Source organism: Pseudomonas sp. B424 (genome assembly GCF_055408345.1).
Genome location: NZ_JBUZTL010000003.1, coordinates 106,904 through 132,577, shown reverse-complemented (window position 1 = coordinate 132,577; position 25,674 = coordinate 106,904). Strand labels below are relative to the sequence as shown.

Annotated in this window: 24 protein-coding genes and 1 pseudogene; 12 read left to right on the top strand and 13 right to left on the bottom strand. The window is 58.7% G+C overall.

From position 1 onward, the window contains the following. The first annotated feature begins 15 nt into the window (after positions 1–15). Complete coding sequence (locus tag ACZRMS_RS05330; protein WP_463994416.1) at positions 16–645, top strand: class I SAM-dependent methyltransferase; 630 nt, start codon at positions 16–18, stop codon at positions 643–645. A 111-nt stretch (positions 646–756) separates the two neighbouring features. Here the strand turns inward: ACZRMS_RS05330 and ACZRMS_RS05325 are convergent, their stop codons facing one another. From ACZRMS_RS05325 to ACZRMS_RS05310, 4 genes are all read right to left on the bottom strand, one after another. After that, positions 757–1,986 (bottom strand): nucleoside recognition domain-containing protein, encoded by a 1,230-nt coding sequence (locus ACZRMS_RS05325; RefSeq protein WP_048361318.1) that lies wholly within the window; start codon positions 1,984–1,986, stop codon positions 757–759. A gap of 105 nt (positions 1,987–2,091) precedes the next feature. Continuing rightward, positions 2,092–3,411: a glutamate/aspartate:proton symporter GltP gene (gene gltP, locus ACZRMS_RS05320; protein WP_463994415.1), complete on the bottom strand. Its 1,320-nt coding sequence runs from the start codon at positions 3,409–3,411 to the stop codon at positions 2,092–2,094. Between the two features lie 600 nt (positions 3,412–4,011). Then, positions 4,012–4,176 carry a DUF1328 domain-containing protein gene (locus tag ACZRMS_RS05315; RefSeq protein WP_019828122.1) on the bottom strand — a complete coding sequence of 55 codons (165 nt, stop codon included), beginning with the start codon at positions 4,174–4,176 and terminating at the stop codon, positions 4,012–4,014. A gap of 85 nt (positions 4,177–4,261) precedes the next feature. Continuing rightward, positions 4,262–4,546 carry a hypothetical protein gene (locus tag ACZRMS_RS05310; RefSeq protein ID WP_463994414.1) on the bottom strand — a complete coding sequence of 95 codons (285 nt, stop codon included), beginning with the start codon at positions 4,544–4,546 and terminating at the stop codon, positions 4,262–4,264. 538 nt (positions 4,547–5,084) lie between these two features. Here ACZRMS_RS05310 and algB point away from each other — a divergent pair. Together algB and ACZRMS_RS05300 are read left to right on the top strand one after the other, a co-directional pair. Continuing rightward, positions 5,085–6,431 carry a sigma-54-dependent response regulator transcription factor AlgB gene (gene algB, locus ACZRMS_RS05305; RefSeq protein ID WP_463994413.1) on the top strand — a complete coding sequence of 449 codons (1,347 nt, stop codon included), beginning with the start codon at positions 5,085–5,087 and terminating at the stop codon, positions 6,429–6,431. Between the two features lie 7 nt (positions 6,432–6,438). Then, positions 6,439–8,229 (top strand): KinB sensor domain-containing domain, encoded by a 1,791-nt coding sequence (locus ACZRMS_RS05300; RefSeq protein ID WP_463994412.1) that lies wholly within the window; start codon positions 6,439–6,441, stop codon positions 8,227–8,229. 20 nt (positions 8,230–8,249) lie between these two features. Here the strand turns inward: ACZRMS_RS05300 and ACZRMS_RS05295 are convergent, their stop codons facing one another. From ACZRMS_RS05295 to ACZRMS_RS05265, 7 genes and pseudogenes are all read right to left on the bottom strand, one after another. Beyond that, positions 8,250–9,038, bottom strand: coding sequence for an N-acetylmuramoyl-L-alanine amidase (locus ACZRMS_RS05295; RefSeq protein ID WP_463994411.1), 789 nt, complete (start codon positions 9,036–9,038; stop codon positions 8,250–8,252). A gap of 123 nt (positions 9,039–9,161) precedes the next feature. Further along, positions 9,162–9,563 carry a hypothetical protein gene (locus tag ACZRMS_RS05290; RefSeq protein WP_463994410.1) on the bottom strand — a complete coding sequence of 134 codons (402 nt, stop codon included), beginning with the start codon at positions 9,561–9,563 and terminating at the stop codon, positions 9,162–9,164. 300 nt (positions 9,564–9,863) lie between these two features. Beyond that, entirely contained in the window at positions 9,864–11,828 is a 1,965-nt protein-coding gene (locus ACZRMS_RS05285) for a GGDEF domain-containing protein (RefSeq protein WP_463994409.1), read from the bottom strand. Further along, complete coding sequence (locus tag ACZRMS_RS05280) at positions 11,825–12,703, bottom strand: endonuclease/exonuclease/phosphatase family protein (protein ID WP_463994408.1); 879 nt, start codon at positions 12,701–12,703, stop codon at positions 11,825–11,827. Before ACZRMS_RS05280 ends, ACZRMS_RS05285 begins: the two co-directional genes overlap by 4 nt. Positions 12,704–12,718: 15 nt before the next feature. After that, positions 12,719–13,357 (bottom strand): thiol:disulfide interchange protein DsbA/DsbL, encoded by a 639-nt coding sequence (locus ACZRMS_RS05275; RefSeq protein ID WP_463994407.1) that lies wholly within the window; start codon positions 13,355–13,357, stop codon positions 12,719–12,721. Between the two features lie 200 nt (positions 13,358–13,557). Beyond that, positions 13,558–14,178: a c-type cytochrome gene (locus ACZRMS_RS05270; RefSeq protein ID WP_048361328.1), complete on the bottom strand. Its 621-nt coding sequence runs from the start codon at positions 14,176–14,178 to the stop codon at positions 13,558–13,560. Positions 14,179–14,224: 46 nt separating this feature from the next. Continuing rightward, positions 14,225–14,480: pseudogene (locus tag ACZRMS_RS05265) on the bottom strand (c-type cytochrome). Between the two features lie 190 nt (positions 14,481–14,670). Between ACZRMS_RS05265 and yihA the strand changes: the two are divergent. Continuing rightward, the gene (gene yihA, locus ACZRMS_RS05260; RefSeq protein WP_261740502.1) at positions 14,671–15,321 is read left to right on the top strand and encodes a ribosome biogenesis GTP-binding protein YihA/YsxC; all 651 of its coding nucleotides are present in this window, start codon (positions 14,671–14,673) and stop codon (positions 15,319–15,321) included. Between the two features lie 350 nt (positions 15,322–15,671). On the opposite strand, the gene polA is transcribed toward yihA, so the two are convergent. Further along, positions 15,672–18,443 carry a DNA polymerase I gene (polA, locus tag ACZRMS_RS05255; protein ID WP_463994406.1) on the bottom strand — a complete coding sequence of 924 codons (2,772 nt, stop codon included), beginning with the start codon at positions 18,441–18,443 and terminating at the stop codon, positions 15,672–15,674. Between the two features lie 74 nt (positions 18,444–18,517). Here polA and ACZRMS_RS05250 point away from each other — a divergent pair, with 74 nt between their 5' ends. Next, the gene (locus ACZRMS_RS05250) at positions 18,518–18,793 is read left to right on the top strand and encodes a DUF2782 domain-containing protein (RefSeq protein ID WP_048361331.1); all 276 of its coding nucleotides are present in this window, start codon (positions 18,518–18,520) and stop codon (positions 18,791–18,793) included. Between the two features lie 58 nt (positions 18,794–18,851). Then, positions 18,852–19,802: a homoserine kinase gene (locus ACZRMS_RS05245; RefSeq protein WP_463994405.1), complete on the top strand. Its 951-nt coding sequence runs from the start codon at positions 18,852–18,854 to the stop codon at positions 19,800–19,802. 118 nt (positions 19,803–19,920) lie between these two features. Here ACZRMS_RS05245 and ACZRMS_RS05240 read toward each other — a convergent pair whose 3' ends face one another. Further along, entirely contained in the window at positions 19,921–20,841 is a 921-nt protein-coding gene (locus tag ACZRMS_RS05240) for a zinc ABC transporter substrate-binding protein (RefSeq protein WP_463994404.1), read from the bottom strand. Between the two features lie 66 nt (positions 20,842–20,907). On the opposite strand from ACZRMS_RS05240, the gene ACZRMS_RS05235 reads away from it, so the two are divergent. The 6 genes from ACZRMS_RS05235 to ACZRMS_RS05210 all read left to right on the top strand — a co-directional run bounded on the left by ACZRMS_RS05235 (position 20,908) and on the right by ACZRMS_RS05210 (position 25,608). Further along, positions 20,908–21,390 (top strand): Fur family transcriptional regulator, encoded by a 483-nt coding sequence (locus ACZRMS_RS05235; protein WP_463994403.1) that lies wholly within the window; start codon positions 20,908–20,910, stop codon positions 21,388–21,390. After that, positions 21,390–22,178, top strand: a complete 789-nt coding sequence (gene znuC / locus ACZRMS_RS05230) for a zinc ABC transporter ATP-binding protein ZnuC (protein WP_463994402.1) — start codon at positions 21,390–21,392, stop codon at positions 22,176–22,178. The genes ACZRMS_RS05235 and znuC overlap by 1 nt, the downstream gene beginning before the upstream one ends. Beyond that, positions 22,171–22,959 (top strand): zinc ABC transporter permease subunit ZnuB, encoded by a 789-nt coding sequence (gene znuB / locus ACZRMS_RS05225; protein WP_463994401.1) that lies wholly within the window; start codon positions 22,171–22,173, stop codon positions 22,957–22,959. The genes znuC and znuB overlap by 8 nt, the downstream gene beginning before the upstream one ends. Before the next feature lie 37 nt (positions 22,960–22,996). Further along, positions 22,997–23,713 (top strand): PA5502 family lipoprotein, encoded by a 717-nt coding sequence (locus ACZRMS_RS05220; protein ID WP_463994400.1) that lies wholly within the window; start codon positions 22,997–22,999, stop codon positions 23,711–23,713. A 213-nt stretch (positions 23,714–23,926) separates the two neighbouring features. Next, complete coding sequence (locus tag ACZRMS_RS05215) at positions 23,927–24,934, top strand: methionine ABC transporter ATP-binding protein (protein ID WP_048361468.1); 1,008 nt, start codon at positions 23,927–23,929, stop codon at positions 24,932–24,934. Next, on the top strand, positions 24,934–25,608 hold the full coding sequence (locus tag ACZRMS_RS05210; protein ID WP_048361338.1) for a methionine ABC transporter permease: 675 nt from the start codon (positions 24,934–24,936) through the stop codon (positions 25,606–25,608). Before ACZRMS_RS05215 ends, ACZRMS_RS05210 begins: the two co-directional genes overlap by 1 nt. Positions 25,609–25,674: the final 66 nt, after the last annotated feature.

Here is a 25,674-nt window from a genome sequence, read left to right as displayed (position 1 = left end):
CCGACCGAGCCTGCGATGACCCTCGACCCAAAAACCCTCGAACAGATCGCTGCCATTACCCTTGGCCACTATCAACAGAGCGCCGAAGGCTTTCGCGAAGGTACCCGCGATCACGACGTGAGCCAGAACATCGACGCATTGCTGCGCCATATTCAAGGCACGCCGCCGTTCACGATCCTGGATTTTGGCTGCGGGCCAGGCCGCGACCTGCAAACCTTCACCCGCCTGGGACATATAGCAGTCGGGCTGGACGGCACCGAACGTTTCACCCAAATGGCCCGCGAAGACAGCGGCTGCGAGGTGTTGCACCAGGACTTTCTCAAGCTCGATTTGCCCGCCGGGCGCTTCGACGGCATCTTCGCCAACGCCTCGCTGTTCCACGTACCGACCCAGGAACTGGGGCAAGTCCTGAGCAAACTGCACAGCAGCTTGAAACCCGGCGGCGTGCTGCTCAGCTCCAACCCCCGGGGCGACAACCGCGAAGGCTGGAACGGTGAGCGCTATGGCGCGTATCACGACCTGGAACACTGGCGCGCGATGCTGGTCGCTGCCGGCTTTGTTGAACTTGAACACTACTATCGCCCGGCAGGCCTGCCCCGTGACCAGCAGCCGTGGCTGGTGAGCGTTTGGCGTAAAACGCTTTAAATCCGCGGGAGCGGGCTTGCTCGCGATTCAGGCGCCTCGGTCTATGGATGAACCGGGGCGATACCATCGCGAGCAAGCCCGCTCCCACAGGGGGGTTGTGTCGGCGCGGGGTTAGCCAAAGAACCAGTAGCACACCAGAATCGCGGCCACGACGCCCGCCAGCTCGGCCAGCAAGGCGCAACCCACCGCATGCCGGGCGCGCTGGATGCCAACGGCGCCAAAGTACACCGCCAGCACATAGAACGTGGTTTCAGTGCTGCCCTGCACCGTGGCAGCCACCAGCGCCGGGAAGCTGTCCACGCCCTGGGTCTGCATGGTTTCGATCAGCAAGGCCCGAGCGGCGCTGCCTGAGAAAGGTTTGACCATTGCCGTCGGCAGCGCGTCGACAAAGCGGGTGTCCCAGCCCAGCCACTCGACCACATGGCGAATGCCGTCGAGGCCAAAGTCCAGCGCTCCCGAAGCCCGCAGCACACCCACCGCACAGAGCATCGCCACCAGATACGGCAGCAGGTTCTTCGCCACGTCGAAGCCTTCCTTGGCCCCTTCGACAAACGCTTCGTACACCTTGACCTTGCGCAGGGCGCCAATCACCAAAAACAGCATGATCAGCCCGAACAGCGTCAAGTTGCCCAGAATCGAGGACAGGCTGGCCAGCGCCGTGGCCGACAAGGTCGCCAGCAGTGCCATGAACCCCCCGAGGATCAACGCCCCCGGCACCAGATACGCCAGCACCACCGGGTCCCACAGGCGCAAACGCTGCACAACTGCAACCGAGAGCAGACCCACCAGGGTCGAGGCGCTGGTGGCCAGCAGGATCGGCAGGAACACCAGCGTCGGGTCAGGAGCGCCTTGCTGGGCGCGATACATGAAGATCGTGACCGGCAACAGGGTCAGGGACGAGGCATTGAGCACCAGAAACAGGATCTGCGCATTGCTGGCGCTGGTGGCGCTGGGGTTGAGCTCTTGCAGCGCCCGCATGGCCTTGAGGCCAATGGGCGTGGCGGCGTTGTCCAGCCCCAGGCCATTGGCAGCGAAGTTCAGGGTGATAAAGCCCAGCGCCGGGTGGCCTTCGGGCACCTCCGGCATCAAGCGCTTGAACAGCGGCCCCAGCGCCCTGCCCAGCCAGTCGACGATCCCGGCTTTTTCGGCAATGCGCAAAAACCCCAGCCACAAGGTCAGGGTGCCGAACATCAGAATCATCACTTCGACCGACAACTTGGCCATGGCGAAGATGCTTTCCACAATCGCCGAGAAAATCCCCGCATTGCCGCCCACCAGCCACTGGACGAGCGCCGACACCATAGCGACGACGAAAAAGCTGAGCCATAGGCCGTTGAGCATCGAGAGAACTCCTGGAAGATGCGGCGAATGATAGCGGCCAACCCCCAGAAACAACAAACCCCGGACAAGTCCGGGGTTTGTGGGAGTGCGGCTGCCGAGGGGCGATTATTCGCCTTTTGGCAGGGCTTCCTTGCTGCGCCAGTGCGGCAGCGAGTTCCAGTAACGCTCGCCCTTGGCGTCGTCGTACATGCCTTCCCAACGCGAGATCACCAGCACCGCCAAGGCGTTACCAATCACGTTCAGGGCAGTACGGGCCATGTCCATCACACGGTCAACACCGGCGATAAAGGCCAGGCCTTCCAGCGGGATACCCACGCTGCCCAGAGTGGCCAGCAGCACCACGAAGGACACGCCCGGTACACCGGCGATGCCTTTGGAGGTCACCATCAGGGTCAGAACCAGCAGCAGCTGCTGGCTGATCGACAGGTCGATGCCGTACAGCTGAGCGATAAAGATCGCCGCGATACTCTGGTACAGGGTCGAACCGTCAAGGTTGAACGAGTAGCCGGTCGGTACCACAAAGCTGCAAATGGCTTTCGGCGCGCCGTAGGCTTCCATCTTCTCGATCACGCGCGGCAGCACGGTTTCGGAGCTGGCGGTGGAGTAAGCCAGGACCAGCTCATCCTTGAAGATGCGGATCAGCTTGAACACGGAGAAGCCGAACAGCTTGGCGATCAGGCCCAGCACCGCGACGGCGAAGAACAGGATGGCGCCGTAAACCAGAAGCACCAGCTTGGCCAATGGCACCAGCGAGGCGAAACCGAAGTTGGCGACAGTCACGGCGATCAGGGCAAACACACCGATTGGCGCGTAGTTCATGATCATGTGAGTGACTTTGAACATCGACTCGGACACGCCCTGGAAGGTTTTCACCAGCGGGTCGCGCAGCTCGGCGTTCAGGCTCGACAAGCCGAGACCGAAGAGCACCGAGAAGAAGATGATCGGCAGCATCTCACCGCGAGCCATGGCCGCGAAGATGTTCGATGGAATCAGGTTGAGGATGGTCTCGATAAACGCATGTTCATGCGTTACTTCAGCAGCAGTGGCTGCGTATTTGGAGATATCGACCGTGCCCAGGGTGCTCATGTCGATCCCGGCACCGGGTTGGAACACGTTGGCCAGCACCAGGCCGACCAGGATCGCGATGGTGGTCACCACCTCGAAGTAGATGATGGTTTTAAAACCGATGCGACCGAGTTTCTTCGCATCTCCCACGCCTGCAATCCCGACAACCAGTGAAGAAATCACGATTGGGATTACGATCATCTTGATCAGACGGATAAAGATATCGCCGGCAGGTTGCAGAACGTTACTGATCCACCAGGCCTTTTCAGCACTGAAATGGTTAAGCAGCGCGCCGATTGCAATCCCGAGGACCAGACCAATCAGGATCTGCCAGGCGAGGCTAAGTTTTGCCTTCTTCATGTCATTACCCTTACTTCAAGTGGACTCGGGCAAAGGCTCAGACTAGAGCGCTGTAAAGCGCAAAAACCAGAAACCTCTACCCCCGTAGAAGGTCGCCCAAACCGAGCCAGAAAGGCTCTTTGGCAGGCGAAAAAAGGCGCAACTATTCCCATGCATGAGGTGGCCGTCTAATGCCGTAAACGCCTACCCCATGCCGAATCGGCATGGGTTTTGTCCGACAAGACCTCAAATCGCCCCTTCTGCGATTCCACAGAATAGACGACATAAGTGCCGTGGACCGGCTGTTTCAAGGTCTTTTTAGGCAGGGATGGGGTGACAAAAAGCCACATATATCCAAGAAATATCCGACAACACAAATCAGATATAAGGACGGGCTATTTTTCTTTTAGTCGATATACGGTCGACGTTCTGAAGGACGTCTGAAGCCACATTTTTTTGGAAAAAATGAGCCCTGATAAGGCATTACAAAAACGGAATAGTTCTCGGCGGGCATAAAAAAACAGGGCAAGCCCTGTACAAGATCTTCTGTAGTCGCTGCCCAAGGTTGCTAAAAAGGCCAGGCAACCTTGGGCAGCGACTACAGGTTTGGGTGGGGCAGGTTCAACCTCGACCGCGACGGCCAAAGATGAACGACACCACAAACATCACCAGGAACACGACAAAGAGAATCTTGGCGATGCCGGTCGCGGTGCCCGCAATACCACCGAAGCCCAGAACAGCAGCGATGATGGCGATAATCAGGAAGGTAATTGCCCAACTCAACATGGTGATTCTCCTTATTACTGTACGAAACAGGATTAGGCCAATGGTGCAACTCGACGCCCGTCATGGGCCTCAAGGTTGTGAACGCTTAAAACACCCAACGTTGCGGTTCAGGTTGCGAATTCGCTGTTTGCGTTTCATCCGAAGCCGCCAGTTCGAAGTGACCAATGGAATCCGTTACCGGGCCCAGTGCCTTGAAATGCTGCTGGGGAGCGACTGAATGCACAACCGTGGCAACGGGCTGCGGCGTTGTCTCCCAGCGACCCAACTGTTGACCACCGATCAAGGTCACCGACAATGCAAGGCTGGCAAACAGCCCCTGCTGCAGATGCAATGACGTAACGCGCATGTTGGAGAAATCTTGACGATTCATGTTCAAACTCCTGCCACCCGGCGGTCAATGTGAGGTTGCGTCGCCAGCAGCGACATTCTGTACAAGGGTATCTGCAGGGGGCGTGCCAGCTTTTGAATAGAAATAAAACCTATATAAATCAATAGCTTAGTAATTTATTGAGATAGGTTTTACGCGCATCCTGCACGATACCCTCAACGGCTGTCGTGCGTTCTGCACGATCTCATGTGCACATGTAGCTGCTGCCGAAGGCTGCGATCGAACGCGAAGCGCGTCGTAACGTCGGAGTACGCGGTACATCAGATAAACTTCGAACTCAGGATTTACGACTGCTGCGCAGCCGGACGCAGCCTTCGTGCCCCGGCAGCGGCTACAGGGCAAGCACGATGTTCACCTTTTTGATAGCCGAAAAAAAACATCTAATAAGCTTTAAAATCAGTCAGTTACTCAAGGCAGTGCAACGCCTTCAGTGCTAGCCTCGGAATCAATCCAGAAAAACCATGCAACTTGCCCGATTATTCCGACACTAACCAAGATCACTCATAAAGGAACGTAGGAAATGGAATCAGCCAAAGAGCACCAGGGCCGCATTCTGCTGGTCGACGATGAGTCCGCCATCCTGCGTACATTCCGCTACTGCCTCGAAGATGAGGGTTACACCGTCGCCACCGCCAGCAGCGCGGCACAGGCCGACGCGCTGTTACAGCGCCAGGTGTTCGACCTGTGCTTTCTGGACCTGCGCCTGGGTGAGGACAACGGCCTGGATGTGCTGGCCCAGATGCGCATTCAAGCGCCGTGGATGCGTGTGGTGATTGTCACTGCCCACTCGGCCGTCGACACCGCAGTTGATGCGATCCAGGCCGGTGCGGCCGACTATCTGGTGAAGCCCTGCAGCCCTGACCAATTGCGCCTGGCCACGGCCAAGCAATTGGAAGTGCGCCAGCTGGCCGCCCGCCTTGAAGCCCTCGAAGGTGAAGTGCGCAAACCCAAGGACGGCCTGGACTCCCACAGCCCGGCCATGATGGCGGTACTGGAAACTGCCCGTCAGGTCGCAGGCACCGATGCCAATATCCTGATCCTCGGCGAGTCCGGCACCGGTAAAGGCGAGCTTGCACGGGCGATTCATGGCTGGAGCAAACGCGCCAAGAAGTCCTGCGTCACTATCAACTGTCCGTCCCTGACCGCCGAGCTGATGGAAAGCGAACTGTTCGGCCACACCCGCGGGGCGTTTACCGGCGCCAGCGAAAGCACCCTGGGCCGGGTCAACCAGGCCGACGGCGGTACATTGTTCCTGGATGAAATCGGTGATTTCCCGCTGGCACTTCAACCAAAGCTGCTGCGCTTTATTCAGGACAAGGAATACGAACGCGTCGGCGACCCCGTAACCCGCCGCGCCGATGTGCGGATTCTGGCCGCCACCAACCTCAACCTTGAAGACATGGTGCGCGACGGGCGTTTTCGCGAAGACCTGCTCTACCGCCTGAACGTGATCACCTTGCATCTGCCGCCGCTGCGCGAACGCAGTGAAGACATCCTGACCCTGGCCGACCGCTTTCTGGCCCGTTTCGTCAAAGAGTACGCCCGCCCTGCCCGCGGCTTCAGCGAAGAAGCCCGCCTGGCGCTGGCCAATTATCGATGGCCGGGCAATATCCGCGAGCTGCGCAACGTGGTGGAGCGTGCAAGCATTATTTGCCCACAGGAAGTGGTCGAAATCAGCCACCTGGGCATGGCTGAGCAAACCACCCCCAATGCTCCGCGTATCGGTGCGGCTCTGAGCCTGGACCAACTGGAAAAAGCCCATATCGGCGCCGTCCTGGCTACCAGCGAAACCCTGGACCAGGCCGCAAAAACCTTGGGCATCGATGCCTCGACGCTGTATCGCAAACGTAAGCAGTACAACCTGTGAGCATCCGATGAAACTGGCGATCAAGTTGCGTACCCGTCTGTTCCTGAGTATTTCGGCACTGATCACGGTGGCGTTGCTCGGGCTTCTGCTGGGCGTCGTCAGCGTGATGCAAATGGCCAAGAGCCAGGAAGCGCTGATCCGCAACAATTTCATCACCCTGGACCTGGGCCTGAAGCTGCGCCAGTCACTGGGTGACCAACTGATCCTGATGCTGCGCAACCAGCCCGACTCGAAAGCACTCCAGGCATCGACCGGGGAGTATCTGGCACTGCTCGACGAAGGCATCGAGCATGAGCGCAAAAACGATCTGCACAGCGGCTTTGCCCAGGCGCGGGAAGACTACAACCACTTTCTGCAAGCGTTACACCAGGCCGACAGCGAAGCACTCAACCTGAGTACCGACAACGAGCTTTCAAGCCGTTTCAACCAGTTGCGCAATGGCCTGATTACCGAGCACCGCCGTGCGCTAGACACTATTTATGCCGCACAGGCATCGGCCCGTGACCGGGCCCTGATCATCGCCTCCCTGCTTGGCCTGGTCGGGCTTGCGGTGCTGATCATCGGCTTTATTACCGCCCACGGCATTGCCCGGCGCTTTGGTGCGCCTATCGAGGCGCTGGCCAAAGCGGCCGACAACATCGGCAAGGGCAACTTCGAGGTGGTGTTGCCGCTCTCGTCTGCCACTGAAATGAACCTGCTGACCCGGCGCTTCGGAATCATGGCCGAGGCTTTGCGTCAGCATCAAGCAACCAATGTCGACGAACTGCTGGCAGGCCAGCAGCGGCTTCAGGCGGTGCTCGACAGTATTGATGACGGTCTGTTGATGATCGATCAGCAGGGCCGGCTTGAGCATTTGAACCCGGTAGCCCAACGACAGCTGGGCTGGGACGAGAGCCGTCTCGGCCAGCCGCTGGGTGAGGCGTTGCAACGCACCGAACTCGACCAGCAGCTGCAAACGGTGCTGCGCGGCGGCAGCCTTGAACGGCTACCTGAAGACTTGAGCGTGGATATCGAGGGCGAGAACCGCCTGCTGACCTACAGCCTGACCCCGGTCAGCCAACCCAAAGGGCCGATTCTCGGCGCGGTAATGGTGCTGCATGATGTGACCGAGCAACGCGCATTTGAGCGTGTACGCAGCGAGTTCGTACTGCGCGCCTCCCATGAGTTGCGCACTCCTGTGACCGGCATGCATATGGCGTTCGGCTTGTTTCTGGAGCGTGCACGCTTTGATCCTCAGTCCCGTGAAACCGATTTGCTCAACACGGTCAACGAAGAAATGCAGCGGCTGATGCAGCTGATCAATGACCTGCTGAACTTCTCCCGCTACCAGAACGGCCTGCAAAAGCTCACGCTGGCCCCCTGCGATATCGAGGAAATGCTCGAACAGGCCCGCGCCCGCTTCGCCGACCGGGCAGCCGCCAAAAGCATCGAATTGTTGATCGACCTGCAGCCGCCAATGCCCGAGCTGAATGCCGACCAGGCCCAACTGGAACGTGTGCTGGATAACCTGCTGGATAACGCTTTGCGCCACACCGCCGATGGCGGGCAGATTCGTCTGCAGGCCCGACGCCATGGCGAGCGGGTGATCATCAGTGTCGAAGACAATGGCGAAGGTATTGCCTACGGCCAGCAAGGGCGTATTTTCGAACCCTTCGTGCAAGTCGGGCGCAAAAAGGGCGGCGCCGGCCTTGGCCTGGCCCTGTGCAAAGAGATTGTGCAACTGCATGGCGGGCGCATCGGGGCGTACTCGCGGCCCGGGCAAGGCACACAGTTTTACATGGCGCTGCCGTTGGTGTAGTCGCTGTCGGGGGCACGAGGCTACGCGGATCGGCCCTTTTGCGTGTTCAGCACTTTCAGGATGGCCGCACTTTCTGCATCGGGTGTGCCATCGAATCGTGAAGGCCGAAAATGCATCTGGAATGCTGCCAGCACGTGGCGGGTTGCTACATCCAGCTCACCGGTTTGCGGGGTTTCGTAGCCCAATAGCGCCAGTTGCTGCTGGAACCAGGTAATGCTCGGCAATGCGTTGGCATACAGGGCCTGTTCGCGGGCGACCGCCTGAGCGTTTGGCCAGATACCAAAGCCTTCATCGGCCAGACGCTTCCAGGGGAACAACGGGCCCGGGTCGAGCTTGCGCAACGGAGCTATGTCGCTGTGGCCGATGATGTTGTGAGGGTCGATCTTGTAACGGGTCGAAATGTCTTTAAGCAGCGCAATTACAGACTGGATCTGGCCTTCGGTATAGGGGTACCAGACTCGCCCGTTTGGCGTATCACGGAACCCCTTGTTGACGATCTCGATACCAATGGAGCTGGAGTTCAGCCAGGTGCGGCCTTTCCATTGGCTTTCACCGGCGTGCCAGGCACGCTGGTTCTCGTCCACCAGCTTGTAGATCGTCGGCGGTGTATCGCCCACCAGGTAATGGCTGCTCACAGGCCCTCGGGTCAGCAGCTCCAGCGAGCGCTCCAGCGAGGTCGAGGTGTAATGGAGCACCACGAATTGCACACGGCTGTCGTGGTTGATCGAAGGATGACTGGTGTCCATGCGGGGACCGCTGGCGCAACCGGCCAGCAAAGCAATGGACAAAAGCAGGGCGGATAATTTCATGGGCAAAGACAACACAGCTAACAGTTAATGCTCAAGCATACCTCAGTGCTGTTGTCGCGCAGCTGAAGTACTGCGCCGGGCTGAAGCAAGCCCCCTGCTCGCCCAGGAGCAAGGGGCCAGCTTTTATTTACCGCACACCAGGTAAAAGCTCGTGGATGAGTCGCCAGACGGCACATCCAGCCCCAGCATCAGGCCAATGACATTGACCTCTTCGCGTGTCGGTTTTCCCGACAGCTTTGCGATGCCATACAGTGTGTGTTCATAACTTGATTTGTCGTCGGCCGATACCACACAGAACTTCGGCGCTTTTTGAAAGGCACCGGGCATCAACTTAACTTTATAACTGGCGGCATAATCAGGCTGACTGGAATATTCGACAGCTTGAATCCAACGGGGCGATTGAGCCGCCAGCGTTCCATCTTTATTTATATAGGCTGAATATATATGTGTTTTATCCGCCGCATTAACCGAGACGGCGCCCGCCATTAAAACAAGGACGGACAACAAGGAGATTAACGTTTTCATACATTACCTTTTTGAGTCGCGCAGGGCACCACATCGACTGAATACGCCAGCAGGGCACTGTTGATGAACATTCGATTGAGAAATCGACGGCAGTACTGCGGCTACCGGAGAAGCAACCTTTAACAGCCTGCCATTTCATATAAGTTGCTCACGCATAGCGCGTCAAGAAAGCAGAGAAGGTATTAACCGGAGAAGTTAAAAAACCGACAAGTACTACCGATCCACTGGACAGTTATTACATGTATCAAGCATCAACCAACCAAACTTTAATTATTAACACACACCAACTACACACTTCAGTTAATTATCTGACGAGCTCGGTTCGACGACATTGCGCCCATTAGCCTTGGCCCGATACAACGCCTCATCTGCCCGTTTGAGCACGTGGTCGCTGCGATCACCTGCCTTGAACGCTGACACACCGATGGACGCTGTGAGGGTCACTGGTTCGCCCTTGAAGTGGAAAGGGCACGCCTCGATGGCCGCCCGCAGTTTTTCGGCCTGTTGCAGGCCGGTCACCGGTGTTGTGTCAGGCATCAGCAACACAAACTCTTCGCCGCCAAAGCGGGCAACAAAGTCGCCGGGGCGCAGGTGTTTTCGCAACTGCGCAGCGATGATCTTGAGCACCTTGTCGCCGGCCAGATGGCCATAGCCATCATTGATGCGCTTGAAGTGGTCAAGGTCGAGCATGGCTATCAACAAGGAATTGCCATGGGTTTGCCACGCCTGCACCTCATGCTGCAGGCGCTCACCCCAGGCCGCCCGGTTGGGCAGCCCGGTGAGAGGGTCTATCAGCGCTTTCTGGCGTTGCTCTTCAAGGTGTTCGCGATAGCCCTGGGCTTGCTGCTCCATGTGCGCTACGCGCTCGGTCAGCCCTTGCAGATGGGCGCACACTTCTTGCTCACGGGCATTACGCTGCTGCTGATGTTGGTCCAGCGTGCCCAACAATCCTTCAAGGCGGTTTTCCAGAAGGTGTTTGAGGCTGCGCAGGTCGACGGCCGATTGCACGCTGTTTTGCATTCCGCCCAGGTGTTCGCGCAGTTGGGCGTGCAAATCGTCGGCGGCGGACTGACCTTCAGCATGACCCTCACTGGCTGCCTGAAGGTTGTTCTGGAACGACTCCAGGCGCTCGTTAAGCTGTTTGAGATAGGCCTCGAATTCGTGCTGGCCACTGTCAGTGATGGCCAGCATCAAGACGGCAAGATCGTCGAGAATCGGCAGTAATTCGTACCAGTTGAGCCCTTTTTCAAGACGCTGCCGCATAGCTTCTGCCTGCGGCCTGTGGTGCTCGGGCAGTGACAGATCGCTCAGCAAACCGAGCAATGTGGCTTCGATATGCGCCGCGACCGAGCTGTAGGACGGCTCGGGGCTCTCAGGCAGGGCATAGACAGCATCAATGTCAGCTCCGACCGGGGCGGGGCTGACCATCGCCGTAAGGGCCGGCGGTTCGATCAGCGTGTTTTCTGCATCTACCAGCGCAACAACCGACTCCAGCGCACCGCTCGCGGCCTGCTCTTCAGGCGCCTCAGGAACCCGGGGCTCAGGCTCCGGCTCAACTTCAGGGAGCGGTTGAGGTTCAGCGTCGGCCAAAGGTAGAACCTCCGGCTCCGGTGCTTTGACTTGCGCAGGGGCCACCTCAATTGCGACACGAGGCGCAACCTCTGGCGAGGGCGCTGCCAGCGGTCTGGCAACAGCCGGTGGCGCTATGACTTCACCAGGCTCGCTCGGCGCGTTATCGGCGTCGTTGCCCCCGAACAAGCGTTGCAGCAACCCCGGACGGGGTGGCTCCAAGCCATTGAGCTGTGGCGCCAGTGCCTGCCCCTGCAAGTGGCTGAGCTCCCCCAGCAGCAACGGTATCTCACGGGCGTGGGCCACCCGGTTGTCGAGCTGCTTGGCAAACGCCTTGAGTGGCCTGCTGACTTCACGGGGCAGCGGCAAGGCTTGCAGTTGGGTAACCAGGCTAGTGAGTGCCTCGCTGACTTGCTCGACCCGCGTTGCGCGGCGCTGCTCGGAGTCGAGCACGGCTTTTTCCAGGCGCGGCAACAAGGCGGCCAGGGCAGCATCCATCTCATTGGTACGTACTGCTTCGCGCATTTCCTTCATGCACTGATCGACAGTCCGGTCGGTGCCTTCCGCCGCCAGGGTGCTGCGCACCAGCCCACGGCGCAGCAAATCGAGACGGGCATTCCAGCGGCGCTCAAGCGTGTCCTGCTGTTCGATGCTTTTGAGGTATTTTTCTTTCCAGTGCGCTGCGTCGTCTCTCATGCCTTGGGCTCAATGTCAGGCGGCCTCAACACAAGCTGTGAATCAACGCCGACAGAGCCGGGCAAGCGGATATCGACCGCTACTGGCAGATGGTCAGAAATAGGCTGGTTCAGCACCTCTACCCGTTCAAGGGTCAGGCTGGGGCTGAGCAAAATGTGATCAAGGCAACGCTGCGGACGCCAGCTGGGGAAAGTGGCCTCCATTTGCGGCGCCAGCAAACCGAGGTCGCGCAGAGGCGAAGTATGCAGCAGGTCGTTGGCATGGGTGTTCATGTCGCCCATCAGCACTTGATGCTGATAGCCACCAATGAGCTCACGAATATAGGCCAGCTGCAGGGTGCGGGTTTTTGTCCCCAACGCCAGGTGCATGACCACAACCACCAGTGCATCCGGGCCCTCACCAAAACGCACCAGAATCGCGCCACGACCCGCAGGGCCGGGCAAGGGATGATCTTCAATCGCGCTGGGACGCAGCCGGCTTAGCAGCCCGTTGCTGTGCTGGGCCAGGCGGCCGAGATTGCGATTCAGCTGTTGATACCAGTAGGGAAATTCGCCCTGTTGGGCCAGGTACTTGACCTGATTGATGTAGCCGGAGCGGTGGCTGCCACCGTCCGCCTCTTGCAGGGCGACCAGATCGAAGTCGCCCAACAAATCACCAATGCGTTCCAGGTTTCCGGCCCGCCCCTTGTGTGGCAGCACATGCTGCCAGCTGCGGGTCAGGTAGTGCCGGTAACCCTGGGTGCTGTTACCGACCTGGATATTGAAACTGAGCAAACGCAAACGTCGGTCATCCGGCATCCCGCAGGCTGCCAGATGGTCCTCGTTGACCTGCGGTTCATGCAGGCCAACGATTCGTTCGCTCTTCCAGCCGCGCACGGGAGAGGGCGCCGCTTAGTTTTTAGCGTTCGCTGCACGCTCTTTGGCGATCAACTGATCGGCAACATTGAGCGTGCCTTCAGGACCACCGGCAGTGCCCAGGTCGAAACGGTACTTGCCGTTGACAACCATGGTCGGTACGCCGGAGATCTGGTAGGCCTGAGCCTTCTTCTTGGCGTCTTCAACCTTGCCTTTAACGGCGAACGAGTTGTAAGTGCTCAGGAACTTGTCTTTATCGATGCCTTCGCCGGCAAGGAACTCGGACATTTCTTCAGGGGTCGCCAGTTTTTTGCCGTCATGGATGGCCTGGAATACCGCTTTGTGGACCTTGTTTTCAACGCCCATGGCTTCAAGGGTGATGAACAGCTGGCCGTGAACATTCCAGATCCCGCCAAACATGGCAGGGATGCGTACAAAGTTCACATCCGCCGGCAGCTTTTCAGCCCACGGGTTGATGGTTGGCTCAAAGGCGAAGCAATGCGGGCAGCCATACCAGAACAGTTCAACCACTTCGATCTTGCCAGGTACGGCAACCGGAACGGCGCTGCTCAGCTCTACATATTGTTTGCCCGCTTCTAGCGGTTCGGCAGCTTGAGCGGTCATGCCAAACAGGCTGGCGCTGACGAGAGCGGCGCTGAGGATCAGATTACGCATGCTTTACTCCTGGGCAGATAAGGTCGCTTCAACGTGACCTGTATTCAGACAGGTCCGTTCTGGCTTGAGTTCTGTAGTGTAACGGCAGATGCCATGAAAAAGGGCAGCCGAAGCTGCCCTTTGAGGTTCACATCCAAGGATTAAACGATCGTTAACGTGACCATATGTATCAACCCCTGGCCCCGCAGACCGTATAAAACCTAGTGCAGGCCTTGAATGTAGCTGGCCAGCGCCTTGATATCCTTGTTGCTCATCTTGGCCGCGATGCCGCGCATGATCATCGAATCACCATCGTTGGTGCGATCGCCTTCACGGAAATCCGTCAGCTGCTTCTCGATGTAACTTGCGTGCTGGCCACCCAGGTGCGGGAAGCCGGCAGCTGCGTTGCCCTGGCCGTCCGGGGAGTGGCAACCGGTGCAGGCCGGCATGCCTTTTTCAAGGTTGCCGCCACGGAAAAGCGCTTCGCCCTGGGCAACCAGTGCAGGGTCAGCAGCGCCGACCGAACTTTTCTGGCTGGAGTAGTAAGCCGCGATGTCCGCAAGGTCCTGATCATTCAGGTTGGCCAGCAGGCCGGTCATTTCCAGCACCTGGCGCTTGCCGTCCTTGATTTCATGCAACTGCTTGAGCAGGTAACGATCACCTTGCCCGGCCAGTTTAGGGAAGTTTGGGGCCATGCTATTGCCGTCCGGACCGTGACATGCGCCACACACAGCGGTTTTTGCCTGGCCTGCAGCAGCATCGCCTACAAGAGCGGTGCCTGCAGCCTGGGCAATACCGGTGACGCCCAAGGTCAACAGCAGACTCACGAGTAATTTGTTCATCAGCTAATCCAACTACGGCTAAGGGTTAAAGAGTTATGGGCCGGGCTCACTCGCTTATCCACTGTAGGACAGTTCGGTGATCCTCGACACTGCAGTCCATGCACAAACCACGCGGCGGCATCGCCTTGAAACCCTGGGTCACGTGTTGCACCAGCGCCTCCATACCTTGCTCAAACCTTGGCCCTACGCTGGCCAGCATGGCAGACAATACAAACGCGGTTGTACACGGCTTCCGGATCCTGTGTAGCCTGAGCGCTGTAACGTGGCATCAAGATACCGGCAGCTAGCAGCCATTTCGTCATAAAACGACCTTTTCAGGGTTGGGAGCTTGCTGCGTTCTAATGCGCAACCTATGTTTTTCGCTCCCGTGTACTTCATCCTACGCTGGGACAAAGCGCACACAAAATCTGCGGCATTATATACTGGCGCCACTGAAACGGAAACGACACGCTCGCCGCGTCCATTCCTGACGCCGCTCACATCGGAAATCCCATGCAACTCAAGAACCCCATTCTCGGTCTGTGCCAACAGGCTACCTTCATGCTCAGCGCTGCCAAAGTCGATCAATGCCCCGACGACGAAGGCTACGAAGTCGCGTTTGCCGGGCGCTCCAACGCCGGCAAGTCCAGCGCACTCAACACTTTGACCCACGCCAGCCTGGCGCGGACGTCGAAAACGCCCGGGCGTACTCAACTGCTGAACTTCTTCCAGCTGGACGAAGAGCGTCGCCTGGTCGACCTGCCGGGTTACGGCTACGCCAAGGTGCCAATCCCGCTGAAGCTGCACTGGCAGCGTCACCTGGAAGCCTATTTCGGCAGCCGAGAAAGCCTTCGAGGCGTGATTTTGATGATGGATATCCGTCATCCAATGACCGATTTCGACCTGTTGATGCTCGACTGGACCGTTTCCAGCGGCATGCCGATGCATATTTTGCTGACCAAAGCCGACAAACTGACGTACGGCGCAGCCAAAAATACATTGCTCAAAATTCAGTCAGATATTCGCAAGCAATGGGGCGACGCAGTCACCATTCAGCTGTTCTCCACCCCCAAGCGCATGGGCCTGGAAGAGGCGTACACCGTGTTGGCACGCTGGATGGAGCTGCCGAACAAGGGTGAAGAACTGGTTGAGGCCGGCGAGTAAGGAATCACAGGCAAAAAAAACCCCGAACTTCGCACGGGGGGGACCGGAAGTTCGGGGTTCAAGTACTGGACCTCTAGGGCGGGGTCCAGATATCTGCCAACACTTAACACAACATTAGGAGCTTTGAAGGGCTTCACCACCCATTCAATAAATCTGAGTGGTGATGGGCAACTTTAGTTCCCGATGGCTAAAAAACCATTTGGAATAAGCCTTCGATCTCCAGCAGCAAGAATCTTTAGTGTGGGAGCGGGCTTGCTCGCGATGAAATCACTGCGGCCTACCTGACAGACCGCACCGCCTTCGTCGCGAGCAAGCCCGTTCCCACATTCAATACAGAGCACTCAGCCCCATTAGTGCGCCTCGTCCCAGTTATTGCCCACACCCACTTCGACCACCAGCGGCACAGCGAGCGTCGCTGCCTCACTCATGTGGATACGCACTTCATCGCGCACCTGGTCAACCAGGTCTTCGCGCACTTCGAGCACCAATTCATCGTGTACCTGCAGGATGACGCGGGCATCGAGGCCCGACGCGCTCAACCAGTTGTCCACCGCCACCATGGCTTTCTTGATGATATCGGCCGCCGTGCCCTGCATCGGGGCGTTGATCGCGGTTCGTTCTGCGCCTTTGCGCAGCGCTCCATTTTTCGCGTTGATTTCCGGCAGGTACAGACGACGACCGAAGATGGTTTCGACATAGCCTTGCTCGGCGGCCTGGGTACGCGTGCGCTCCATGTAGTCCAGTACACCCGGGTAACGTGCGAAGTAACGGTCGATGTAAGCCTGCGATTGCTTGCGGTCCACACCGATCTGCTTGGCCAGACCAAACGCGCTCATGCCGTAGATCAGGCCAAAGTTGATCGCCTTGGCGCTGCGGCGCTGATCAGTGGTGACATCACCCAGCTCAACCCCGAAGACCTCGGCGGCCGTGGCGCTGTGCACGTCCAGATTGTTGCGGAAGGCGTGCAGCAAGCCTTCGTCCTTGGCCAGGTGTGCCATGATCCGCAGTTCGATTTGCGAGTAGTCCGCTGCCAGCAGTTTGTAGCCTTTGGGGGCCACGAACGCCTGACGGATACGACGACCTTCCGCGGTACGAATCGGAATGTTCTGCAGGTTTGGATCACTGGAGGACAAACGCCCGGTCGCCGTGACCGCCTGGTGGTAAGACGTATGAATCCGGCCTGTACGCGGGTTGATCTGTTCTGGCAGGCGATCGGTGTAGGTGCTTTTCAGCTTGCTCATCGAGCGGTACTGCATCAGCACTTTGGGCAGCGGATAATCCTGCTCGGCCAACTCGGCCAGCACGGCTTCGGCGGTCGAAGGCTGGCCCTTGGCAGTTTTGCTGAGAATCGGCAGACCGAGCTTTTCGTACAGGATCACACCCAGCTGCTTGGGTGAGCTCAGGTTGAATTCTTCACCCGCAATGGCAAAAGCCTCACGTTCAAGCGCAACCAGCTTGTCACCCAGCTCAACACTCTGGATACCCAGCAGGTTGGCATCCACCAGTGCGCCCTGACGCTCGATACGGGCCAGCACCGGCACCAGCGGCATCTCGATATCAGTGAGTACGGTGTTCAGGCTCGGGATCGCAGCCAGTTTTTCATGCAGCACGTGATGCAAACGCAGGGTCACGTCGGCATCTTCGGCTGCGTACGGCCCGGCCTGCTCCAGGGAAATCTGATCAAAGGTCAGTTGCTTGGCACCTTTACCGGCAATGTCCTGGAAGCTGGTAGTGGTGTGCCCCAGGTATTTGAGCGCCAGGCTGTCCATATCGTGGCGCGTGGCCGTGGAGTCGAGCACGTAGGATTCGAGCATGGTGTCAAAGGCCACGCCCTGCACCATGATCCCGCACGCCTGATCACCACCAATGGCGCAATTGGCCAGGATGTTGATGTCGTACTTGGCGTGCTGGCCGACCTTGGCCTTGCCCGGGTCTTCCAGCAACGGCTTGAGGGCGCGCAACACGGTGTCGCGGTCCAGTTGCTCCGGCACGCCCATATAAGAGTGGGTCAACGGGATGTAGGCCGCTTCGCCGGGTTTGACCGCGAACGACAAACCCACCAATTGCGCTTGCTGCGCGTCAAGACCGGTTGTTTCAGTATCGAAGGCAATCAATTTGGCATCGTTGAGCTTCTTCAACCAGACGTCGAAACGCGCCTGATCGAGGATTGTTTCGTATTGCTGCTGCTCCTCTTCGGCGAGGGCTTCAGGCGCTTCATGCACAATCACCTGACCGACACGCTTGGCCTCGCGCTCGACTTCGGCAATCCAGCTTTTAAATTCCAGTTCGGTGTACAGCTCGATCAGTTTGTCGCAGTCCGGAGCCTTGAGGTGCAGGTCTTCCAGGCCGATATCCAGCGGCACATCGACCTTGATCGTGGCCAGCTGATACGACAAAAATGCCATTTCCCGGTGTTCTTCCAGCTTGGCGGGCAGATTTTTGGCACCGCGGATGGGCAAGGTCGGCACGATATCGAGCTTCTCGTACAAATCGGCCAGACCACCGCCTACACCCACCAGCAAGCCAGAGGCGGTCTTGGGGCCAATGCCAGGCACGCCTGGAATGTTGTCGGACGAATCGCCCATCAGCGCCAGGTAATCAATGATTTGCTCGGGCGAAACGCCAAATTTCTCTTTCACGCCCTCAATGTCCATCACGCTGCCGGTCATGGTGTTGACCAGGGTGATATGGCCATCGACCAGTTGCGCCATGTCCTTGTCGCCGGTCGAGATCACCACCGGGCGGTCTGCTGCGGCGCTGCTGCGGGCCAGCGTACCGATCACATCGTCCGCCTCAACGCCTTCGACGCACAACAAAGGGAAGCCCAGCGCGATCACGCTGGCGTGCAATGGCTCGATTTGCACGCGCATGTCATCGGGCATGCTCGGGCGATTGGCCTTGTATTCGGCGTACATGTCATCGCGAAATGTCCCGCCCTTGGCATCGAAAACCACTGCAAAGGGGCTGTCCGGATACTGTTTTCGCAGGCTTTTGAGCATGTTCAGCACGCCCTTCACGGCGCCCGTAGGCAGGCCCTTGGACGTAGTCAGCGGCGGCAGCGCGTGGAAGGCGCGGTACAGATATGAAGAACCGTCCACCAGGACGAGGGGAGCTTGGCTCATGAGCAGGATCAACCTTTTCGGCGAGTCCGGCGCTAGAATGTCCGGACCAATGACGACAAAGGGACAAGGTTATCATGCGCACACTCAATCGCCTGTTGCTGACCGGCTTGTTTGCATTCACTCCGCTGTTAACCTTTGCAGCTGATGATCCAGAAGTAACCATTCGCACGGAAGGCGATAAAACCATTCAGGAATACCGTCAAAACGGTTTCCTATATGCCATCAAGGTCACCCCAAAAGGAGCACCGCCGTACTTTCTGGTACGCGCCGATGGTACTGATGCCAATTTCATCCGTTCCGACCAGCCGGATATGCTGATTCCTTCGTGGAAAATCTTCGAATGGAAATAGCGTCTTAACTTTAATCGGCGCCGACTCGATGCGGCGCCCGTACTGGCAGTTTTAAACCATGTCTGTATTCACCCCACTGACTCGCAGCGAGTTGGAAGCCTTCCTTGCGCCTTACGGGCTCGGCCGTCTGCTCGATTTCCAGGGGATTGCCGCTGGCAGCGAAAACACCAACTACTTCATCAGTCTGGAGCAGGGTGAATGTGTCCTGACCCTGGTGGAGCGCGGCCCGATCAGCGAAATGCCGTTCTTTATTGAACTGCTGGATGTGCTGCACGATGCCGACTTGCCGGTGCCTTATGCCCTGCGCACCCAGGACGGGCAGGCCCTGCGCGAACTCAAAGGCAAACCGGCGCTGCTGCAGCCGCGCCTGGCGGGCAAACACATTCGCGAAGCCAACGCACAGCACTGCGCCCAGGTGGGTGATTTGCTCGGGCACTTGCATACCGCTACCCGCCACAACGTGCTGGTGCGCAAGACTGATCGCGGCCTGGACTGGATGCTGGCTGAAGGGCCCTCATTGATGGCCGATCTGTCACCTGATTCGGCACAATTGCTGCAAAAGGCGCTGAACGAAATCACTGAGCGCAAGGCCCAGATCCTGGCGCTGCCTCAGGCCAACCTGCACGGGGACCTGTTCCGCGACAACGCCATGTTCGAAGGCACGCACCTGACGGGCTTGATCGACTTTTACAATGCCTGCTCCGGCCCCATGCTGTACGACGTAGCGATTGCCCTGAACGACTGGTGCGCTGACGAAGACGGCAAGATTGACGGCCCGCGCGCGCGCGCGCTGCTCGGTGCCTATGCCGCACTTCGCCCGTTCACCGCCAGCGAAGCCGAGCTGTGGCCAACCATGCTGCGTGTTGCATGTGTGCGGTTTTGGTTGTCGCGCCTGATTGCGGCGCACTCCTTTGCCGGCCAGGACGTGCTGATTCACGATCCGGGCGAGTTTGAACGCCTCCTGGCATTGCACCAGAACGTGACCATCCAGCTGCCGTTCGCGCTGTAAGAAACACTGATTACTGACTGTGGCAGCGGGCTTGCTCGCGGTGGGATCGACCCGGTGTATCAATCGCACCGCGTCACCTGAATCGCGAGCAAGCCCGCTCCCACAGACTCTGTACGGGTTACAAACTCTCCAGACACCCCGCCAGGTCATTGCCCAGCTTTTCCAGCAGCTGCTCATAGCCCTTCGCCGTCGCAGGGGTGTAGCCGCCCAACGCATCCAGCTCCGCCAGCTTGACCGGCAGCCCCGCCGTCAAGGTGTCAGCCAGCCGCGGGCGCAGTGGCGGATCGCTGAATACGCATGTCTTGCCCACTGCCTCCAAACGCTTGCGCATGGCCGCTACGTGCTGGGCACCGGGCTGCACTTCGGAAGCCACGCTGAATGTACCCGCGTGCTTGAGGCCATAAGCGCTTTCGAAATAGTCGTAGCCTTCGTGGAAGACGAAGAAAGGTTTGTCGGCAATCGCGGCCATACGGGACTTCAGACGAGCGTCCAGTGCATCCAGGCGTTCATTGAATGCCTTGAGGTTGCTTTGGTATCTGGCCGCATTGGCGGGGTCTTTGGCGCTCAGGTCCGCCGCCATTCTGGCCGCAATCACCCGCGCATTGTCCGGGGCCAGCCACAAATGCGCATCCAGGGTGCCAGGGCGATGATCGTGATCGTGTTCGGCTGCATCTTCTTCGTGGGAGTGGCTATCTTCGGCGAAATGACGAAGTTTCAAACCTGGCAGGTTTTGCACCGTCACCGAAGGTAATGTTCGAGTCTTGATTACCCGCGGCATGAAACCTTCCATGTCCGGGCCGATCCAGTACAAAAGATCAGCCGACTGCACACGCCGTACGTCGGATGGGCGCAGTGCATAGTTATGCGGTGATGCGTTAGGCGGCAAAAGCACCTCCGGCTGACCCACGCCGTCCTGCACGGCGGCGGCAATCAGCTGCAAGGGCTTGATGCTGGTCAGCACGCTGACATCGGCCTGAGCCGGGCCAATCACAAGCAAACTGGCGCTTAGAGCAAGAAAAAGAGAAAAAAGACGGGGCACGATGAGCACTCAGGGTGGCTGAAACAGGTAACATAATAACGTCTCTCTCAAAAAACGTCGCCGCCCATGCCCATCACACCGCTTGCCAGCCGTCCCCATGACCACTCCCACTGTGTCCACAGCGCGCTTTCAGAAGCCGACGTTCTGTGTGCGCAAAAGGGTTTGCGCCTGACCGCATTGCGGCGCCGGGTGCTTGAGCTGGTGTGGCAGAGCCACAAGCCGCTGGGTGCCTACGACATTCTGGCCGTGCTCAGCGAGCAGGACGGCCGCCGCGCCGCGCCGCCGACCGTGTACCGGGCACTGGACTTCCTGCTCGACAATGGCCTGGTGCACCGCATCTCGTCGCTCAATGCCTTTATTGGCTGCAGCCATCCCGAGCATCCGCATCAAGGCCAATTCCTGATCTGCCGAAATTGCCATGCCGCCATTGAACTTGAACAAAAAGCCATCAGCGACGCGATTATCAACAGCGCGCGCGATGTCGGCTTTACTGTCGAAGGCCAGACCGTCGAAGTGGTCGGTTTGTGTTCGGGTTGCCGGGAGGCCTGATGAGCGCTGCACTGATTCGCCTGGAACACGTCACCGTGACCTATGCCGGGCAAAACGTACTCGACAACATTGAACTGAGCGTTGAGCCGGGCCAGATCGTGACCCTGATCGGCCCCAACGGCGCCGGCAAGACCACGCTGGTCAAGGCTGTGCTGGGCCTGCTCAAGCCAACCAGCGGCAGCGTATGGCGCAAACCCAGACTGCGCGTCGGTTACATGCCGCAAAAACTGCACGTCGACCCGACGCTGCCGTTGTCCGTGTTGCGTTTTTTGCGTCTGGTACCCGGTGTAGACCGCGCCCAGGCATTGTCCGCGCTCAAGGAAGTCGGCGCTGAAAAGGTCATCGATAGCCCGGTGCAGAGCGTATCGGGCGGCGAAATGCAGCGCGTGCTGCTGGCCCGTGCCCTGCTGCGCAAACCCGAACTGCTGGTGCTCGACGAGCCGGTACAAGGCGTGGACGTGGCCGGTCAGTCAGAGCTGTACGCCTTGATCACCCGTCTGCGCGACCGCCACGGCTGCGGCGTACTGATGGTTTCTCACGACCTGCATCTGGTGATGAGCACAACCGATCAGGTGGTGTGCCTCAACCGCCATATCTGCTGCTCGGGCCACCCGGAGCAGGTCAGCGGCGATCCGGCCTTTGTTGAGCTGTTTGGGCAAAACGCACAAAGCCTGGCGATTTATCACCACCATCACGACCACGCCCATGACTTGCATGGCTCAGTGGTCAGCGACGGCACCCCTGCGGCGCCCACCCACGTACATGGAGAAGGCTGCAAGCATGGCTGATTTTCTGATTTACGCCCTGCTGGCAGGCCTGGCTTTGGCAATCGTTGCAGGACCACTGGGCTCGTTTGTGGTGTGGCGACGCATGGCCTATTTCGGCGACACGTTGTCGCACGCCGCCCTGCTGGGCGTAGCGATGGGCTTTCTGCTGGACGTCAGCCCCACGATCGCAGTGACCGTGGGCTGCCTGCTCCTGGCCGTGTTGCTGGTCACGCTTCAACAGCGCCAGTCGCTTGCTTCCGACACACTCCTCGGAATTCTCGCACCCAGCACCTTGTCCCTCGGGCTGGTCGTACTAAGCTTCATGCATGAAGTTCGGATCGACCTCATGGCATATCTGTTTGGTGACCTGCTGGCTATCAGCCCGAACGACCTGATGTGGATCCTGGGCGGTAGTGCCGCAGTACTGGCCCTCCTGGTCGCCCTGTGGCGGCCACTGCTGGCCATTACCGTGCACGAAGAACTGGCCAAGGTTGAAGGCTTGCCCGTTGCAGCGTTACGCTTGACCCTTATGTTGCTGATCGCGGTGGTGATTGCCGTGGCGATGAAGATCGTCGGCGTGCTGTTGATCACGTCCTTGCTGATCATTCCGGCAGCGGCGGCCCAACGCCACGCCCGTTCTCCGGAGCAAATGGCACTGGGCGCCAGCGTGCTGGGAATACTGGCCGTATGTGGCGGCCTGGCATTGTCATGGTTCAAAGACACGCCGGCAGGGCCATCGATTGTGGTGTGCGCCGCGGCACTGTTTCTGCTGAGTTTTGTTCTGCCCCGTCGAGGGGTGTAGACTTGCTTGTTTTTTGCGCACTTAGAGAGCCGCAGGAATGAAGCTGTTCAACTCCCGTTACTTGCTCCTGGCCGCATTTTCCTTGCTGCTGGGCGCCTGCCAAAGCACGCCGTCGGCCGACATTACTGCCGCTGACGCACGCGCTGTGGCCATCGCACAGCTGGAGCAAAACCTGGCCAGCAGCGAACTTGCGACCGCAGAAGACCAACTGAGCGCCTTGCAGGCCCAAACGCCGGATGATCCGCAATTGGTGCAGTACCAGCGCCAGCTGGCGGAAGCCTACTTGCAGCGCAGCCAGATCGTTCTGCAAAAAGGTGATGTCAACGCCGCTGCCACAGCCCTGAGCCGTGCCCGTGCCTTGATGCCCAAGGCCCCGGCCCTGACAGGCGGCGTCACGGGCGCCATCGCCCAGGCGCGCAAAGCCGAGCTGGACAAGGCTGAAGCCGCCCTCAGGGCTGCCGAGGCCCGACCACCGGCCAAGGTGATCGACCCTGCTGCCCCAAGCACCACCGTAACGCTGAACATCACCGATATTGCGAAACTTCGCCATCAACTGGATTTGATCGCGCAAGATATCGTCAATTACCAGTGCGCCGTCAGCCTGCAAGTCCCGCGTACAGCGGACTACCCATGGTTGGCCACACTGATCGGCAAGCGGGTTAAAAAGCTCGACCCCGGGTTTGATCTGAGCCTTGAGCGTCAGATCATTCGCCATGTGCCTGCGCAATTGGTACTGACACCGCGCAAGCCTTGAAACAAAAGATCGCCGCCTGTGCCAACCCAGAGTTTTGCGCCCTTGCGCAAAACTGGCACACGCGGCGATTGGCATTTTCTGACCTTTGACTTCTTATTCCAAAATCAAAGGTTTTGCCACCAATAAATGCTAAGTCAAGCATATGCGAGCACGATAAGATGCGTGCCCGGCTTACCGCTGAACTTCTATTTACGCGCCCACAAGGTTCGCTACGTGATTGAGTTTCATAACGTTCATAAAACTTACCGGGTTGCCGGTAAGGACATCCCCGCGCTGCACTCCACCAGTTTGCGTGTTGAGAGCGGCCAGGTGTTCGGCCTGATTGGCCACTCTGGCGCGGGTAAAAGTACATTGCTGCGCCTGATCAACCGCCTTGAAACCCCGAGCGGCGGCAAGATCATCGTCGACAACGAAGACGTAACCGCAATGGACGCCAACGGCCTGCGCCGTTTCCGTCAGCAAGTGGGCATGATTTTCCAGCACTTCAACCTGCTGGCATCCAAGACGGTTGCTGATAACGTCGCGATGCCGCTGACACTGGCCGGTGAATTGTCCCGCAGTGCCATCGATCAGCGTGTTGCCGAGCTGCTGGAGCGAGTGGGCTTGTCCGATCACGCAAAAAAATACCCGGCGCAGCTCTCGGGCGGTCAAAAACAGCGCGTGGGCATTGCCCGCGCCCTGTCCACCAAACCCAAAGTACTGCTGTGCGACGAAGCCACCAGCGCTCTCGACCCGCAAACCACAGCGTCGGTGCTGCAGTTGCTGGCTGAAATCAACCGCGAGCTGAAGCTGACCATCGTACTGATCACCCACGAGATGGATGTGATCCGTCGCGTCTGTGACGAAGTGGCGGTGATGGATGGCGGCGTTATCGTTGAACAAGGCCCGGTGGCTGAAGTGTTCCTGCACCCCAAGCACCCGACTACCAAGCGCTTTGTGCAGGAGGACGAGCAGATCGACGAAAGCGAGCAGCGCGACGATTTCGCCCATGTTCCTGGTCGCATCGTACGCCTGACCTTCCAGGGCGAAGCTACCTACGCACCGTTGCTGGGCACTATTGCCCGCGAGACAGGCGTGGACTACAGCATCCTGGCCGGTCGCATTGACCGCATCAAAGACACCCCTTATGGGCAACTGACCCTCGCCATCACCGGTGGCGACATGGAAGCGGCTTTCGCCCGCTTCGTTGCTGCAGACGTTCATATGGAGGTGCTGCGCTAATGGAATCCTTCCTGGGCTTTTTCGCCAATATCGACTGGTACGAAATCTGGCTGGCCACCGGCGACACCATGATCATGCTCGGCGGTTCGCTGCTGTTCACCGTGCTGCTCGGCCTGCCGCTGGGCATCCTGCTGTTCCTGTGCAGCCCGCGCCAGCTGCTCGAACAAAAGAGTCTGTATGCCGCGCTGTCGTTCGTGGTGAACATTCTGCGTTCGCTGCCGTTCATCATCCTGCTGGTCGTCATGATCCCGCTTACTGTAGTGATCACCGGAACATCGCTGGGTGTTGCCGGGGCCATTCCGCCGCTGGTGGTGGGTGCCACGCCATTCTTTGCACGCCTGGTTGAGACCGCCTTTCGTGAAGTGGACCGCGGCATCATCGAAGCCACTCAGTCGATGGGCGCCAATACGCGTCAAATCATTACCAATGCCCTGCTGCCAGAAGCACGCCCCGGCATCTTTGCCGCGATCACGGTCACAGCCATTACGCTGGTGGGCTACACCGCAATGGCGGGCGTGGTCGGCGCAGGCGGCCTGGGCGATCTGGCCATCCGGTTCGGCTACCAACGTTTCCAGCCTGACGTGATGATCGTCACGGTGGTGCTGTTGCTGATTCTGGTGCAAATTCTGCAAACCGTTGGCGACAGGCTGGTGGTGCACTTTTCGCGCAAGTAAACGCGACCCGCGTTAATAAACGTAACCGCCAGCCACGGCTGGCAGATACCTGAAATCAGGTGTTCA